This is a genomic window from Sodalis sp. RH21, from assembly GCF_047324175.1.
Taxonomy (GTDB): domain Bacteria; phylum Pseudomonadota; class Gammaproteobacteria; order Enterobacterales; family Enterobacteriaceae; genus Acerihabitans.
This window is the reverse complement of sequence record NZ_CP178732.1, coordinates 4,285,205-4,299,519: the sequence shown is the minus strand read 5'-3', so window position 1 is coordinate 4,299,519 and position 14,315 is coordinate 4,285,205. Positions and strand designations below refer to the sequence as shown.

The window sequence follows — 14,315 nt, the reverse complement described above, 5'->3', positions numbered from 1 at the left end:
ACGCGCAACGAAGGGAAATTCAGTGACGCAGGTAGGGTTTTAAACCGTCCCCGCGCGCTTCCCCGCCGAGCGCTTTTCCCGCCATGGCCCTGCCGGCACAGCCTTGCCGGAATAATCGGGCGGGAGGGGGCCCCGCCCGGAGACGTTTTTAACGGTGAGGGATGATCAGTAGAGCAGCGAGTAAAGCTGGCGGCGATATTTGGCGGCCAGCGCATCGCCGGTGCCCAGGGCCGACAGAATATCCATAAGCGTCTTGCGGGCATCGCCGCCGGCGGCGGCGAGATCTTTGCGCAAATGGCCGAGCAGTAGTTCCAGCGCCTCTTCATTGCGTCCCACCTGGTGCAGTTGCAGCGCCAATTGCACCGCCAGTCCGGCGTCGTCCGGGTTCTGCTGCACTTGCTGCTGCAATTGCTTGATTTCGGGCGTATCCGCCGCCTGTTTCAGCAGTTCGATCTTGGCCATCAATCCCTGGTAACGGGTATCTTTATCTTGCAGCGGCACGACCGACAGCACCGCTTCGGCATCCTCGGTACGGTTAAGCTGGATATAGGTTTCGGCCAGCAGCAGCCCGGCTTCGGTGGCTTTATTACTTAACTGCCAGGCCTCTTTGAGCAGCGGCAGGGCCTCGGCATGCTGGCCCTGCTGCATCAGCGCGGCCGCCTCGTTCATTTTCAGTTCGGCGGGATCGGGCAGGGCCTTGAGCAGCAGATCGCGGATGGCCTCTTCCGGCTGCGGTCCCTGAAAACCGTCCAGCGGCTGCCCGTCTTTGAACAGGTAGACGGTGGGGATGGAGCGCAGGCCGAACTGGGCGGCCAACTGCTGCTGGGCGTCGCAATCCACCTTCGCCAGTACAAACTGGCCGGCGAATTCCTGCGCCAGTTTATCGATAATCGGCGTCAGCTGCTGGCAGTGCTGGCTGCGGTCCGACCAAAAATAGAACAGCACCGGCTGCGACATGGACAACTCCAGCGTCTGCTGCAGGTTTGATTCATCAATATCAATAATGGTGGCTTGAGCTAACATGAAATTCTCTCTCATCCGTTTTAGCAATATATTGGGGCATCTTTCCCCGCCTCAATGGCTGCCGCGTAAAATCATATCCAGACAACGACCGGGCAACAGGCGGCGCAATAATGATAAAGCGCGGGCGACCAGGGTCACCGGATAACGCAATCGGGGTCGTGGATGCTCTAAAGCATGGCGTAGTTTGGGCAGTATCGCCTCCGGCGGCAACGTAAATCGTTTGGCGATACCGGGATTGGTCACCGGCTTGTCCGCCTGGGACAAATCGACGTTGCTGGTAAAGGAGGTTGAAATCGGCCCGGGTTCAATCAGACTGACACACAGGCCGGTGCCGTGCAACTCCATGCGCAAGGTATCCGACCAGGCTTCCAGCGCATATTTGCTGGCGGCATAGGCGCCGCGGTCCGGGGTGCACACCAGGCCCATAATCGAACTGGTCTGGACGATCCGCCCTTCGCCGTGGGGCAGCATGGCGGGCAGCAGCAACCGGGTCAGCTGATGGGTGCCGAACAGATTGCTGGCAAACTGTTTTTCCAACTGTTGCCGGGTAAGGCTGGCCAGCGGGCCGTACATGCCATAGCCGGCATTGTTGAACAAACCGTACAGGCGATTGCCGGTCAGGGCGATAATGCGCGCGGCGGCGTCGTCGACGCTGGCGGCATCGTCCAAATCCAGCTCCAGCGCCTCGAAGCCTTCGCCTGCCAGCCGGGCCACGTCCGCCGGTTTGCGGCAGGTCGCCAATACCCGATAGCCGCGCTGACGCAAATCCTGCGCCGCCACCCGGCCGATGCCGCTGGAGCAGCCGGTGATCACCACGGTCCTTTGCATAACTTTACCCATTTTGCGCGTCAGCGGACGGCGTTTCATGTTTAAGTAAGGGAAGCAGCCGATCCGACATCCACTGCGCGATAAAAGGCTGTGCGTCGGCATTGGGATGGATGGCGTCGTCCTGCATCCACTGCGGTTTCAAATAAACCTGTTCCATAAAAAAGGGCAGCAGCGGCACTCCATATTGTTGCGCCAGCGCCGGATAGATGGCGCTGAACGACTGGGTATAGCGCCGCCCGTAGTTGGACGGCAGCATGATTTGCATCAGCAGGGGCTGCGCGCCCGCCTGTTTCACCTGGGTGATGGCCTGCGCCAAATCACGGGCGATGGCCGGCGGCGGGAAACCGCGCAGGCCGTCATTGCCCCCCAGTTCGATCACCACCCAGCGGGGCTTATGCAGCTTCAGCAGCCCCGGCAGGCGCGCCAGCCCCTGGGTGGCGGTGTCGCCGCTGATACTGCCGTTTACCACGGTGATATCATCCCGTTGCCATTGATCGTTGAGCAGGGACGGCCAGGCCCGCTCCGCCGGCATGCGGTAACCGGCACTGAGACTATCACCTAAAATCAATAAGGTATCTGCGGCGATTGCACGTACACTGAATAATCCTAATAGCAAAAGGAAAAGGAAATGCCAGCGGAAAACGTTGTTGAAGTTCATCATCTTAATAAACACGTCGGCCAAGGAGAAAACCAGATCTCCATCCTTACCGGAGTTGAGCTGCTTGTCAAACCCGCACAGACAATTGCCCTGATTGGCGAATCGGGTTCCGGCAAATCGACGCTGCTAGGGATTTTGGCCGGCCTGGACGACGGCAGCGCCGGGGATGTCCGGCTACTGGGACAATCGCTGGCGGCGCTGGATGAAGAGGGCCGGGCGGCGCTGCGCGCCAAAAGTATCGGTTTCGTCTTTCAATCCTTTATGCTGGTACCTACCTTGACCGCCCTGGAAAATGTGCAATTACCCGCCTTGTTGCGCGGTGAAAGCGAACGCCAGAGCCGCGGCCAGGCGCTGGAATTGCTCGATAAACTCGGCCTGTCCCAGCGGTTGAATCATCTGCCGGCCCAGCTCTCCGGCGGCGAGCAACAGCGCGTCGCCCTGGCCCGCGCCTTCAGCGGCCGTCCCCGGATATTGTTTGCCGATGAGCCCACCGGCAATCTGGATCGTAAAACCGGCGATCGCATCGCCGATTTGCTGTTTTCGCTAAACCGGGATTTTGCCACTACCCTGATTCTGGTCACGCACGATACCCAACTGGCGGCGCGCTGCGAACGGCGGCTGCGGCTACAGGACGGCCGACTGGTGGAGGTGGCATGATCGCACGATGGTTCTGGCGTGAATGGCGTTCGCCGTCACTGCTGATTGTCTGGCTGGCGCTGACGCTGTCGGTGGCCTGCGTACTGGCTCTGGGCAATATCAGCGATCGGATGCAAAAGGGATTGGGGCAGCAAAGCCGCGAATTCCTGGCCGCCGACCGGGTATTGCGTGCGGCGCGTCCGGTGGACGAAGCCTGGCTGCAACGGGCGCAAACCGCGGGATTGACCCTGAGCCGCCAAATCAACTTTATGACCATGACCTTTGCCGGCGATAACGCGCAACTGGCCGATGTCAAAGCCGCGGATGAGCGTTATCCCCTGTATGGGACGCTGGTGACCCGTCCGGCCAATCTGCGCTCGGCGCCCGGCACCGTACTGGTTGCTCCCCGCCTGCTGGCCCTGCTCGGGCTGAAAGTGGGCGACCCGCTGGAAGTGGGGGACGCCACGCTGCGCATCACCGGCGAGGTGGTGCAGCAACCGGACAGCGGCTTTAATCCATTCCAGACCGCCCCGGCCATTATTATCAATGTGGCCGATGTGGCCAAAACCGGCGCGGTGCAGCCCGGCGGGCGGGTTACCTGGCGCTATCTGTTTGCCGGCAACGATGGCCAATTACAGGACTTTGAACGCTACCTCACCCCGCAATTAAAAGCCGATCAGCGCTGGTACAGCATGGATGACTCCAGCGGCGCGCTCAATTCCACCATGGAGCGCGCGCACTATTTCCTGGTGCTGTCGGCGCTGCTGACATTATTGCTGTCGGTCGCGGCGGTGGCTGTGGCCATGGGACATTATTGCCGCAGCCGCAGCGATTTGGTGGCCGTGCTGAAAACCCTGGGCGCCGGGCGCCGGTCCCTGATGAAGCTGGTGATCGGGCAATGGCTGTCATTGCTGGTCTTCGCCTCGGTGTGCGGCAGCATAATCGGCCTGCTGTTTGAATCTATCCTGATGCGCATGCTGGCGCCGGTGCTGCCCGCGGCGCTGCCCCCTGCCGGAGGGTGGCCATGGCTATGGTCCATCGGCTCCCTGGTGGCGATTTCCCTGCTGGTGGGGCTGCGCCCCTATCGCCAACTGCTGGCGACCCAGCCCCTGCGGGTACTGCGGCGCGATGCGGCCCGCACCGTCTGGCCGCTGCGTTTCTATTTGCCGGTGGTGCTGATTATCGTTCTGGCGTTATTGGCGGCGGCGGTGGGAGCCAATGCCCTGCTGTGGTCGCTGGTGGGCGGCATGGCGATCCTGGCGTTGCTGCTGGCGGGGGTGGGGTGGGGCGCGCTGTGGGCGCTGCGCCGCCTGGTGGTAAGCCGGCTGACGCTGCGGCTGGCCATTAACCGCCTGCTGCGCCAGCCCTGGATCACCATGAGCCAACTGGCGGCGTTCTCCTTGTCCTTTATGCTATTGGCGTTATTGCTGGTGATGCGCGGAGATCTGCTGGATCGCTGGCAACAGCAGTTGCCGCCGGAGAGTCCAAACTACTTTTTACTGAATATGACCACCGAACAGGTGCCGCAGGTCAGGGATTTTCTGCGGCAAAAAGCGGTGGAGCCGGGGATCTTCTATCCGATTATCCGCGCCCGCCTGACCGAAATTAATCAGCAAAAGGCTACCGACCTGATTCATGAGAACGACCCGGGCGGCAGAACGGTTAACCGCGAGCTGAACCTGACGTGGCTGCAAGACAAACCCGATCATAACGAGCTGGTGGCGGGCACCTGGCCGCCGAAGGCCGGCGAGGTTTCCATGGAACAGCAGGTGGCCGATCAACTTCATTTGACGCTGGGCGATACCCTGGCGTTTACCGGCGATACCCAATCCTTCAGCGCCAGGGTAACCAGCCTGCGCAAAGTGGACTGGGAAAGCCTGCGGCCCAATTTTTTCTTTATTTTCCCGCCGGGCGCGCTGGACGGACAGCCGCAAACCTGGCTGACCAGCTTTCGCTATCAGGGCGACGGCAAGGCGCTGACGGAATTAACCCGCCAGTTTCCTACGCTGAGTTTATTGGACATCGGCGCGATACTCGGCCAAATCGGCCGGATATTGCAGCAGGTAAGCCGCGCGCTGGAAATCATGGTGATCCTGGTCTTGCTGTGCGGCACGCTATTGCTGGTGGCCCAGGTACAGGTGGGGATGCGCCAGCGCCAGCAGGAGTTAGTGGTGTACCGGACGCTGGGCGCCGGCAGCCGGCTATTGCGCGCCACATTGTGGAGCGAATTCGCCCTGCTGGGTTTGGTGTCGGGCGTGGTGGCTACGGTGGGCGCCGAGGTAGCGCTGGCCCTGCTGCAGAAGCGGGTATTCGATTTCCCCTGGCAGCCGGATTATATGCTGTGGTGGCTGTTGCCCCTGGGCAGCATGCTGCTGCTGTCGCTGCTCGGCACCGCGCTCGGCGCCCGGCTGATCGGGGCGAAAGGGGGATATCGGCAATATCAGGGCTGACCATTCACAAAAAAGGATCATTGGCGTAACAAAAATATTCAGGAGAGAGACATCCCGGTTGACAGTTACCGGCCGTCTACTGCACAGTAACGGCCGGGCGTCATGCTAAAATACGCAACGGCGCGCCGGCCCAAGCCCGGCTATGCGACCCTTCGGCAGACCGGTCTGCCCAATTGAAGCACCTGGAAGTGTTTCCCGGAAATTCCGCGTTTCCGCTTATGCTCCCGGCTGGTGCCAACGGCGAACGCAACGCATCGGCACTCTTCATGATAGTTGCAATCGCTATGATATAGAGGAGTTAACGCAATAAATGTCCACAACGTCAAAGATCATCTATACGCTTACTGATGAAGCGCCGGCTCTGGCCACCTACTCCCTGCTGCCGATCATCCGGGCGTTTACCCAATCCCTGGGTATCGCCGTGGAAACGCGCGATATCTCGCTGGCCGGCCGCATCCTCGCCAACTTTCCCGAGTACCTTAACGAAGACCAAAAAATCGCCGATCACCTGGCCGAGCTGGGGCAACTGGCCGTGACCCCCGAAGCCAATATTATCAAACTGCCCAATATCAGCGCCTCCTTGCCGCAGTTAAAAGCGGCTATCAAGGAGCTGCAAAGCCAGGGTTATCCGGTGCCGGATTATGTGGACGAGCCGCAAACCGACGCTGAAAAAGAAGCCAACGGCCGCTACGATAAAATCAAGGGCAGCGCGGTAAACCCGGTGCTGCGCGAAGGCAACTCCGATCGCCGCGCGCCGCTGTCGGTGAAAAACTATGCCCGTAAACATCCGCACCGCATGGGGGCCTGGCCCGCCGATTCCAAATCCCACGTGGCCCATATGAGCAGCGGTGATTTCTACGGTAGCGAAAAATCCGCCCTGATCGCCGCCGACGGCAACGTGAAAATCGAACTGGTGGCCAAAGACGGCGGCAGCCAGGTGCTGAAAGCCAAAACCACGGTCAAAGCCGGTGAAATCATCGACGCGTCGGTGATGAGCAAAAAGGCGCTGCGCAGCTTTATCGCCGACCAAATCGAAGATGCCAAGCGTCAAGGCGTGCTGATGTCGGTGCATTTGAAAGCCACCATGATGAAAATTTCCGATCCCATTATTTTTGGCCAGTTCGTCGCCGAATATTATCAGGACGTCTTGACCCGCTACGCCGATGTGCTCAACCCCCTGGGCGTCGACGTTAATAATGGTATTGGCGATCTGTATGCCAAAATCAAGACGCTGCCCGCCGCACAGCAGGCCGAAATCGAAAACGCCATCCAGGAGCTGTACAAGGTTCGCCCGCAGCTGGCGATGGTGAATTCCGACAAGGGCATCACCAACCTGCACGTGCCGAGCGATGTGATTGTCGACGCTTCGATGCCCGCCATGATCCGCGACTCCGGCAAAATGTGGGGCGCCGACGGCCAGCTGCATGATACTAAAGCCATCATCCCCGATCGCTGCTACGCCGGGGTGTACCAGGTAGTGATCGACGACTGTAAACAGCATGGCGCCTACGACCCCACCACCATGGGCAGCGTCTCTAACGTCGGCCTGATGGCGCAGAAGGCGGAAGAGTACGGCTCCCATGACAAAACCTTCCAGATCCCGGCGGACGGGGTGGTCAAGGTTACCGATGACAGCGGCAAGGTGCTACTGGAACAGGCGGTGGAAGCCGGCGATATCTGGCGCATGTGCCAGGCCAAGGACGCGCCGATCCAGGATTGGGTGAAGCTGGCGGTCAACCGCGCCCGCGAATCCAATACCCCGGCCATTTTCTGGCTGGACCCGGGTCGCGCCCATGACGCGCAAATGATCGTCAAGGTGCAGCGTTACCTGAAAGATCACGATCTCAGCGGGCTGGATATCCGCATTATGTCGCCGGAGGAAGCCACCCGTTTCTCCATCGATCGCATCCGCGCCGGCCAGGACACGATTTCCGTCACCGGCAACGTACTGCGCGACTACCTGACCGACCTGTTCCCGATCATGGAGCTGGGCACCAGCGCCAAAATGCTTTCCATCGTGCCGCTGATGAGCGGCGGCGGCCTGTTTGAAACCGGCGCCGGCGGCTCCGCGCCGAAACATGTGCAGCAGTTCCTGCAGGAAAATCATCTGCGCTGGGATTCCCTGGGCGAGTTTCTGGCGCTGGCGGCTTCGCTGGATCACGTGGGCACTTCCCGCGCCAACGCCAAGGCGAAAATCCTGGCGAAGACGCTCGATCGGGCCAACGGCAAGTTCCTGGATACCAACAAGTCGCCGTCGCGCAAAACCGGCGAACTGGATAACCGCGGCAGCCATTTTTATCTGGCGCTTTATTGGGCGCAGGCGCTGGCCGCACAGGACGAAGATACCGCCCTGCGCGATCAGTTCGCCCCGCTGGCCCGTCTCCTGGCCGACAATGAAGATAAAATCGTGAGCGAATTGAATCAGGTACAGGGCAAACCGGTGGATATCGGCGGATATTTCCATCCGAACCCCGAGCTGGCCAGCCAGGCCATGCGTCCGAGCGCGACGCTGAACAGCGCGCTTAAAGGCGCGATGATTTAAGCCCGGCGGCAGGTATTGCCAGTAATAAAAATCCCGGACCGTGGTCCGGGATTTTTTTCAGCCGGCAGGGGGCGTTTAGCCCAATTCGGCGAGTTTTTGCCGCGCCCAGCGCAGGCCGGGCTGATAATCCGCCGGCAATAGCGATGCCAGATACAGCAAACTGTGGCTGAGGTACTGGCTGTCCGGGTGATTGAGATTCAAATGGCCCACCTTGCGGCCCGGACGCACCTCTTTCTCATACCAATGCAGGTGTACCAGCGGGTCCGCCAGCCAATCGGTACTAAGGTCGGTGCCGATCAGGTTCACCATAACCGACGGCGTACTCACGTCCGGTTCCGGCAGGGGCAGGTCCAGAATGGCCCGCAGGTGCAGTTCGAACTGGCTGACCGATGCGCCGTTTTGCGTCCAGTGGCCGCTGTTGTGCACCCTGGGCGCCAGCTCGTTAATCAGCAGGTCATCCCCCACGATAAAACACTCCATCGCCATGACGCCGACATATTTCAGCTCATGCATAATCGACGACAGCATGCTTTCCGCCCGGCGCTGCAAGACGCCGTCCGGCTGCGGCAGCGCCACGCTGGCGCGCAGAATGCCGTCCTGGTGCAGATTATGGGTCAGGGGATAAAACACCATATTACCGCCGTAGGCGCGGGCGCCGATCAGCGAGACTTCGCCGGAGAATGCGATCCCCTTTTCCACGATACAGCTGCCGTAGCATTCCTGGGGTAAAGCCGCTTCCTCGCCCGGGGTGAGCCGCCATTGGCCGCGGCCGTCATAGCCGCCGACGCGGCGTTTGACGACGGCTAAATCGTCAAACGAGGCGAACACCTGCGGCCACTGCGCCGCCGCGCTCAGTTCTTCCCAGGGCGCGGTGGCCAGCCGTAACTCATCCAACAGCTGTTTTTGCGTCAACCGGTCGGCCAGGCGCGGGAAGATATCACGGTTCACAAACGCCTTATGGCTGGCCAGTTCGCGGGTGAGGGGCGTTTGCGGCCAGCGCTCGATTTCCGCGGTGATCACGCTTTGCGCCACGGGCACCGACTCGGGATCGGCATCCAATCCCACCGGAAATACCGCGATACCCAGCGGTTCGCCCGCCTGGCGCAGCATCCGGCCCAACTGGCCATTCCCTAGAATACAAACCGGTTTCATGCGTCCTCCCGCGGGTCGGGATGCGCCAGCACGTCATCGGTTTGCGCCAGGCGCCAGGCAGCCAGTCGCTGGCTTAAGCCGCTGTCATGCAGCGCCAGGATCTGCGCCGCCAGCAGGGCGGCATTCGCCGCGCCGGCTTTGCCAATCGCCAGGGTGCCCACCGGCACTCCCCGGGGCATCTGGACGATGGAATAGAGGCTATCGACGCCGCTCAGCGCCGCGCTTTGCACCGGCACGCCGAGCACCGGCACCAGCGTTTTCGCCGCCAGCATCCCCGGTAAATGGGCCGCGCCGCCCGCGCCGGCGATAATCACCTCGTAACCCGCCGCCGCCGCCTGTTCGGCAAAGCTGAATAATTTATCCGGCGTGCGATGAGCCGAGACGATTTCCGCATGGAAGGCGACTTGCAGCGTGTCGAGAATATCAGCGGCAAATTGCATCGTGGCCCAGTCGCTTTTGGACCCCATGACGATGGCGATTTTTGCCGGGGCAAGATTGGATTGCATGCGCGTAGTTGCTCCTGTGGTGTTAACCAACGACAACCCTACCACGCCGGGATGCCGCCTGGGTACCGGGTGACGCCGGATGACGGTACAAGGGAAAGAGGGCGTAGAGCATAGCATGTGAAACGGGAGAGGAAAACGGTTGCGTAGCCTGGGCGGCATAAATCCGGCGCGACAAAAATGAGTCAGGCGGATAGCGTAGCGCCGGGAATGATCAAAAAGGGAATTCAACCAGTTCGATACTGTCGGGGGTCACTTTAATCATCGATCCCTGTTGATGCCAGGCGCCCAATACCGCGCGGTGGGCCTTGCCGTCGGGGAGGGCGATGGTATGGATTGCCGGACGATGGGTATGGCCGTGAATCATCCATTTCACGCCATGGCGCTGTAACGCCGCTATCACCGCTTGGGGATTAACATCCATAATAACCGCGGATTTGGCGCGATTGGCCCGCTGGCTGCCCGTGCGCATCCGTTCGGCGATGCGCAATCTTCTTTTCAGCGGCAGCAGCAGGAACAAGCGCTGCAGCCAGCGCTGATTGACCCGCCGCCGATAACGCTGGTAGGCCCGATCGTCGGTGCACAGGGTATCGCCATGCAAAACAAGAATGGGGCGATCGTATAAAGTGAGCAACTGCTCCTGGGGTAATAACGTCATGCCGCTGGCGCCGGCAAAACGCTTGCCGATGAGGAAGTCACGATTGCCATGGATAAAAAAGCAGGGCACCCCTTTGCGGGTGAGCTGCCTTAGCGCCGCGGCTATCTCGGCATGCAGCGACGACGGATCGTCATCGCCGATCCACAGTTCAAACAGGTCGCCCAGAATATAAAGCGCGTCGGCGTGAACCGCCTGCCGCTGCAAAAAATGCAGAAAACCGGCGGTAATCGCCGGTTCTTGCTGGCTCAGATGAAGATCCGCAATAAACAAGGTTGCCATGGCAACGATTATTCGTCGACGGTCACGCCGGTGATGATGACGTCTTCTTTTGGCACATCCTGATGCGGGCCGCTGTTGCCGGTGGCCACGCTTTTGATTTTGTCCACGACGTCAAGGCCGTCGGTCACTTCCGCGAATACGCAGTAGCCCCAGCCGCTGGCATCCTGTGAACGGAAGTTCAGGAAGTCGTTGTCGACCAGGTTGATAAAGAACTGCGCCGTGGCGGAGTGCGGATCGTTGGTACGGGCCATCGCCAGGGTGCCGCGGGTATTTTTTAAACCATTATTGGCTTCGTTCTTCACCGTCGCGCGGGTTTTTTTCTGGGTCATGCCGGGTTCGAAACCGCCGCCCTGGATCATAAAACCATTAATCACGCGATGGAAAATGGTATTATCATAAAAACCTTCACGGCAATAAGTCAGGAAGTTTTCAACGGTTAACGGCGCTTTGTCAGCAAAAGTCTTGATGACGATATCGCCGTGGTTGGTATGAAGAGTGACCATAAATAGTTGTCCTACGAGTCGGGAAATGAGTTGCTCACAATGAGTGATCAAGCAGACTGAATTTATAACATAAGTCCGGAGCAGAGTCAGCATTCACCGCAGCTTATGCCTATTACCGTCATTGTAACCGGCGGTTTGGTTGCGCGGGGCTCTTTTTACGAACTATTTCGTAAGCATTTTAAATCCCGGCGCCCTGGTCTTGCATTACCGTCCCCGTCGGGGTTCAATACGCTGTTGGAAAATAAGCTGTCTAAACTTGCCGGTATACGCACACGTAACCCCGCTAAACCATGGAATGAATTTCGATGCTGAAGATTTATAATACCCTGACACGACAAAAAGAGGATTTTAAGCCTATCCATGCCGGTAAGGTCGGTATTTACGTGTGTGGCGTCACCGTCTATGACCTGTGTCATATCGGCCACGGCCGGACTTTCGTCGCTTTTGATGTCGTTACCCGCTATCTGCGTTTCAAGGGTTACGAGGTGAATTATGTGCGCAATATTACCGATATTGACGACAAAATCATTAATCGCGCCGCTAAAAACCATGAAAGCATCCATCAGCTCACCGAGCGCATGATAAACGAAATGCATCAGGATTTCGATGCCCTGAATATTTTGCGCCCCGACGAAGAACCGCGCGCCACCCACTACATGGACGACATCGTGGCGATGGTGGAGACGCTGCTGCAAAAAGGGCATGCCTACGTGGCCGCCGACGGCGATATTTTGTTTGCCGTTGATAGCGACCCGACCTATGGCGTACTTTCCCGCCAGGACCTGGACCAGCTTCAAGCCGGCGCACGGGTGGACGTGGGCGATGTTAAACGCAATCCCATGGATTTCGTGCTGTGGAAAATGTCCAAGGAGGGCGAACCCAGCTGGCCGTCCCCCTGGGGCGAAGGGCGCCCGGGCTGGCATATCGAATGTTCGGCCATGAACTGCAAGCAGTTGGGCAGCCATTTTGACATCCACGGCGGGGGATCGGACCTGATGTTTCCCCATCACGAAAACGAAATCGCCCAATCGAGCTGCGCCCACGACGGTCCCTATGTCAATTATTGGATGCATTCGGGCATGGTGATGGTCGATCGGGAAAAAATGTCCAAGTCCCTGGATAACTTTTTTACCGTGCGCGATGTGCTGAAGTATTACGATGCGGAAACGGTGCGCTATTTCCTGATGTCCGGCCATTACAGCAGCCAACTGAACTACAGCGAGGATAACCTCAAACAGGCCCGGTCCTCCCTGGAGCGCCTGTATATCGCGCTGCGCGGCACCGACCCGCTCACCCCGCCGGCGGGCGGCGAAGCGTTCGTGGCCCAGTTCACCGCCGCCATGGACGATGATTTCAATACTCCCGAGGCCTATTCGGTGCTGTTTGATATGGCCCGCGAAGTGAATCGCCTGAAGGTTGAAAACCCGTCGGCGGCCATCGGCCTGGCCGCGGCGCTGCGCGATCTGGCTAATGTATTGGGGCTTTTGGCGCAAGACCCGGAACAATTCCTGCAGCACGGCGCGCAGGTGAATGTTGACGAGACCGCCCGGATAGAAGCCTTGATCAAGCAACGCAACGACGCGCGCCGCAATAAAGAGTGGAAACTGGCGGATGAAGCGCGCGATAAGCTTAACGAGCTGGGCATCGTGCTGGAGGACAGCGCCGAAGGCACCATTTGGCGGCGCGGTTAAGGCAGCCAATACCGCCAGCTTTGCCGGCGGCTAAAACAGGCAGGGCGCGGTATTATCCGCGCCCTGCCTGTTTTGCGCCATCGCGACACCCGGCCAACGGGGCCCGGCGCCGGCCGTGGCTTATTCGACGACTTTCACCGTCTGGCCTAAAAATTCCACCTGCTGGTCGGCGATGATTTTGCACCGCTTGCGGGTTTCCATTACGCCGTTTACCTTGACCTGCTGACCATAAATCGCGGTTTTTGCCGCCGCGCCGCTGTGACACCAACCCTGAATTTTCAGTAAATCGCACAGTTCAATGTACGGATGGCCATCAAGAGAAAAAGTTTCCATCGTATTCCGCCGTTAAGATGCTATATCGTGAAAGTCTTCACATGCCTGCAAAGTGTTTTGAATCAACGTGGCGACCGTCATCGGACCGACGCCGCCGGGTACCGGGGTAATGTAGGAGGCGCGCTGGGAGGCCACTTCAAAGTTAACGTCGCCCACGACTTTGCCGCTGGGCAGGCGATTAATGCCGACATCCAGCACTACCGCACCCGGTTTAATCCATTCGCCGGGAATAAATCCCGGTTTACCGACCGCCACCACCAGCAGATCGGCATATTCAATATGACGCTGTAAATCTTTGGTAAACCGGTGGGTCACGGTGACGGTGCAACCGGCCAGCAGCAACTCCATGCTCATCGGCCGCCCGACGATATTCGAGGCGCCCACCACCACGGCATTCACGCCGAACGTCTCTATCTGATAACGTTCGAGCAGGGTAATAATGCCGCGCGGCGTACAGGGCCGCAGCAACGGTGCGCGCTGGCACAGCCGGCCGACGTTATACGGATGGAAACCGTCGACGTCTTTATCCGGGGCGATGCGCTCCAGCACGTTAATGTTATCCATGCCCGCCGGCAGCGGCAGTTGAACCAGAATGCCGTCGATTCGCCGGTCGGCATTCAGGTTATCGATCAGTTCCAGCAGTTCGGCCTCGGTGATCGTACCGGGCAAATGATATGACTGGGACAGAAAACCCACATCCTCACAGGCCTTGCGTTTATTGGCCACATAGATTTGCGATGCAGGATCTTCCCCCACCAGCACCACGGCCAGGCCGGGCGCGCGTTTTCCGTTGCTTAAGCGTTGTTGAACCCGCAGCGCCACTTCATCCCTGACCTGCTGGGCAATTGTTTTACCATCAATAAGTTTAGCAACCATCAGAATCGGCAATCCATCATTGTAATAGTGCTGAGATGGGGGGTATTTTGGCAGAAGCGCGGCCCGCTGTCAGGCACTGAATGAAATCCTTTTGTTCAGCTTGCAGCCACTCGGGTGAAAAGCCATTGACTCGACCCGCCCGCTCCGTATAATCCAAACCGCATCAACCGGCAACACCGCCGC

The 14,315-nt window shown here is 59.2% G+C and carries 13 protein-coding genes; 4 read left to right on the top strand and 9 right to left on the bottom strand.

From position 1 onward, the window contains the following. Positions 1 to 165 precede the first annotated feature (165 nt). The 3 genes from ACL2XP_RS19855 to tesA are packed head-to-tail and all read right to left on the bottom strand — an operon-like array spanning position 166 to position 2,512. On the bottom strand, positions 166 to 1,023 hold the full coding sequence (locus tag ACL2XP_RS19855; protein WP_413734818.1) for a tetratricopeptide repeat protein: 858 nt from the start codon (positions 1,021 to 1,023) through the stop codon (positions 166 to 168). A gap of 51 nt (positions 1,024 to 1,074) precedes the next feature. Further along, a complete protein-coding gene (locus ACL2XP_RS19850) occupies positions 1,075 to 1,851 on the bottom strand; it encodes an SDR family oxidoreductase (protein ID WP_413734816.1) in 777 nt (258 codons plus the stop codon). 4 nt (positions 1,852 to 1,855) lie between these two features. Beyond that, positions 1,856 to 2,512, bottom strand: coding sequence for a multifunctional acyl-CoA thioesterase I/protease I/lysophospholipase L1 (gene tesA, locus ACL2XP_RS19845; protein WP_413734814.1), 657 nt, complete (start codon positions 2,510 to 2,512; stop codon positions 1,856 to 1,858). Between tesA and ybbA the strand changes: the two genes are divergently transcribed. The 3 genes from ybbA to ACL2XP_RS19830 all read left to right on the top strand — a co-directional run bounded on the left by ybbA (position 2,480) and on the right by ACL2XP_RS19830 (position 8,137). Further along, positions 2,480 to 3,166, top strand: a complete 687-nt coding sequence (ybbA, locus tag ACL2XP_RS19840) for a putative ABC transporter ATP-binding protein YbbA (RefSeq protein WP_413734812.1) — start codon at positions 2,480 to 2,482, stop codon at positions 3,164 to 3,166. The two genes, tesA and ybbA, sit on opposite strands and share 33 nt — an antisense overlap. After that, positions 3,163 to 5,595: a putative ABC transporter permease subunit YbbP gene (gene ybbP / locus ACL2XP_RS19835; RefSeq protein WP_413734811.1), complete on the top strand. Its 2,433-nt coding sequence runs from the start codon at positions 3,163 to 3,165 to the stop codon at positions 5,593 to 5,595. The genes ybbA and ybbP overlap by 4 nt, the downstream gene beginning before the upstream one ends. Before the next feature lie 310 nt (positions 5,596 to 5,905). Beyond that, positions 5,906 to 8,137, top strand: a complete 2,232-nt coding sequence (locus ACL2XP_RS19830) for an NADP-dependent isocitrate dehydrogenase (protein ID WP_413734810.1) — start codon at positions 5,906 to 5,908, stop codon at positions 8,135 to 8,137. A gap of 75 nt (positions 8,138 to 8,212) precedes the next feature. On the opposite strand, the gene purK is transcribed toward ACL2XP_RS19830, so the two are convergent. From purK to ppiB, 4 genes are all read right to left on the bottom strand, one after another. Then, positions 8,213 to 9,289: a 5-(carboxyamino)imidazole ribonucleotide synthase gene (purK, locus tag ACL2XP_RS19825; RefSeq protein ID WP_413734808.1), complete on the bottom strand. Its 1,077-nt coding sequence runs from the start codon at positions 9,287 to 9,289 to the stop codon at positions 8,213 to 8,215. Beyond that, positions 9,286 to 9,795: a 5-(carboxyamino)imidazole ribonucleotide mutase gene (gene purE / locus ACL2XP_RS19820; RefSeq protein WP_413734806.1), complete on the bottom strand. Its 510-nt coding sequence runs from the start codon at positions 9,793 to 9,795 to the stop codon at positions 9,286 to 9,288. Before purE ends, purK begins: the two co-directional genes overlap by 4 nt. Positions 9,796 to 10,006: 211 nt before the next feature. Then, positions 10,007 to 10,729 (bottom strand): UDP-2,3-diacylglucosamine diphosphatase, encoded by a 723-nt coding sequence (gene lpxH / locus ACL2XP_RS19815; protein WP_413734805.1) that lies wholly within the window; start codon positions 10,727 to 10,729, stop codon positions 10,007 to 10,009. A gap of 8 nt (positions 10,730 to 10,737) precedes the next feature. Continuing rightward, on the bottom strand, positions 10,738 to 11,232 hold the full coding sequence (ppiB, locus tag ACL2XP_RS19810; RefSeq protein WP_413734804.1) for a peptidylprolyl isomerase B: 495 nt from the start codon (positions 11,230 to 11,232) through the stop codon (positions 10,738 to 10,740). 305 nt (positions 11,233 to 11,537) lie between these two features. On the opposite strand from ppiB, the gene cysS reads away from it, so the two are divergent. Continuing rightward, positions 11,538 to 12,923 (top strand): cysteine--tRNA ligase, encoded by a 1,386-nt coding sequence (gene cysS, locus ACL2XP_RS19805; protein WP_413734803.1) that lies wholly within the window; start codon positions 11,538 to 11,540, stop codon positions 12,921 to 12,923. Positions 12,924 to 13,043: 120 nt separating this feature from the next. On the opposite strand, the gene ybcJ is transcribed toward cysS, so the two are convergent. Both ybcJ and folD read right to left on the bottom strand, forming a co-directional pair. Continuing rightward, complete coding sequence (ybcJ, locus tag ACL2XP_RS19800; protein ID WP_413734801.1) at positions 13,044 to 13,256, bottom strand: ribosome-associated protein YbcJ; 213 nt, start codon at positions 13,254 to 13,256, stop codon at positions 13,044 to 13,046. A 12-nt stretch (positions 13,257 to 13,268) separates the two neighbouring features. Continuing rightward, positions 13,269 to 14,132: a bifunctional methylenetetrahydrofolate dehydrogenase/methenyltetrahydrofolate cyclohydrolase FolD gene (gene folD, locus ACL2XP_RS19795; protein WP_413734799.1), complete on the bottom strand. Its 864-nt coding sequence runs from the start codon at positions 14,130 to 14,132 to the stop codon at positions 13,269 to 13,271. Between the last annotated feature and the right edge of the window lie 183 nt (positions 14,133 to 14,315).

Coding starts and splice junctions, on each gene's coding strand:
- ACL2XP_RS19855 (WP_413734818.1), bottom strand. CDS start 1,023: ATGTTAGCTCAAGCCACCATTATTGATATTGATGAATCAAACCTGCAG.
- ACL2XP_RS19850 (WP_413734816.1), bottom strand. CDS start 1,851: ATGCAAAGGACCGTGGTGATCACCGGCTGCTCCAGCGGCATCGGCCGG.
- ybbA (WP_413734812.1), top strand. CDS start 2,480: ATGCCAGCGGAAAACGTTGTTGAAGTTCATCATCTTAATAAACACGTC.
- tesA (WP_413734814.1), bottom strand. CDS start 2,512: ATGATGAACTTCAACAACGTTTTCCGCTGGCATTTCCTTTTCCTTTTG.
- ybbP (WP_413734811.1), top strand. CDS start 3,163: ATGATCGCACGATGGTTCTGGCGTGAATGGCGTTCGCCGTCACTGCTG.
- ACL2XP_RS19830 (WP_413734810.1), top strand. CDS start 5,906: ATGTCCACAACGTCAAAGATCATCTATACGCTTACTGATGAAGCGCCG.
- purK (WP_413734808.1), bottom strand. CDS start 9,289: ATGAAACCGGTTTGTATTCTAGGGAATGGCCAGTTGGGCCGGATGCTG.
- purE (WP_413734806.1), bottom strand. CDS start 9,795: ATGCAATCCAATCTTGCCCCGGCAAAAATCGCCATCGTCATGGGGTCC.
- lpxH (WP_413734805.1), bottom strand. CDS start 10,729: ATGGCAACCTTGTTTATTGCGGATCTTCATCTGAGCCAGCAAGAACCG.
- ppiB (WP_413734804.1), bottom strand. CDS start 11,232: ATGGTCACTCTTCATACCAACCACGGCGATATCGTCATCAAGACTTTT.
- cysS (WP_413734803.1), top strand. CDS start 11,538: ATGCTGAAGATTTATAATACCCTGACACGACAAAAAGAGGATTTTAAG.
- ybcJ (WP_413734801.1), bottom strand. CDS start 13,256: ATGGAAACTTTTTCTCTTGATGGCCATCCGTACATTGAACTGTGCGAT.
- folD (WP_413734799.1), bottom strand. CDS start 14,132: ATGGTTGCTAAACTTATTGATGGTAAAACAATTGCCCAGCAGGTCAGG.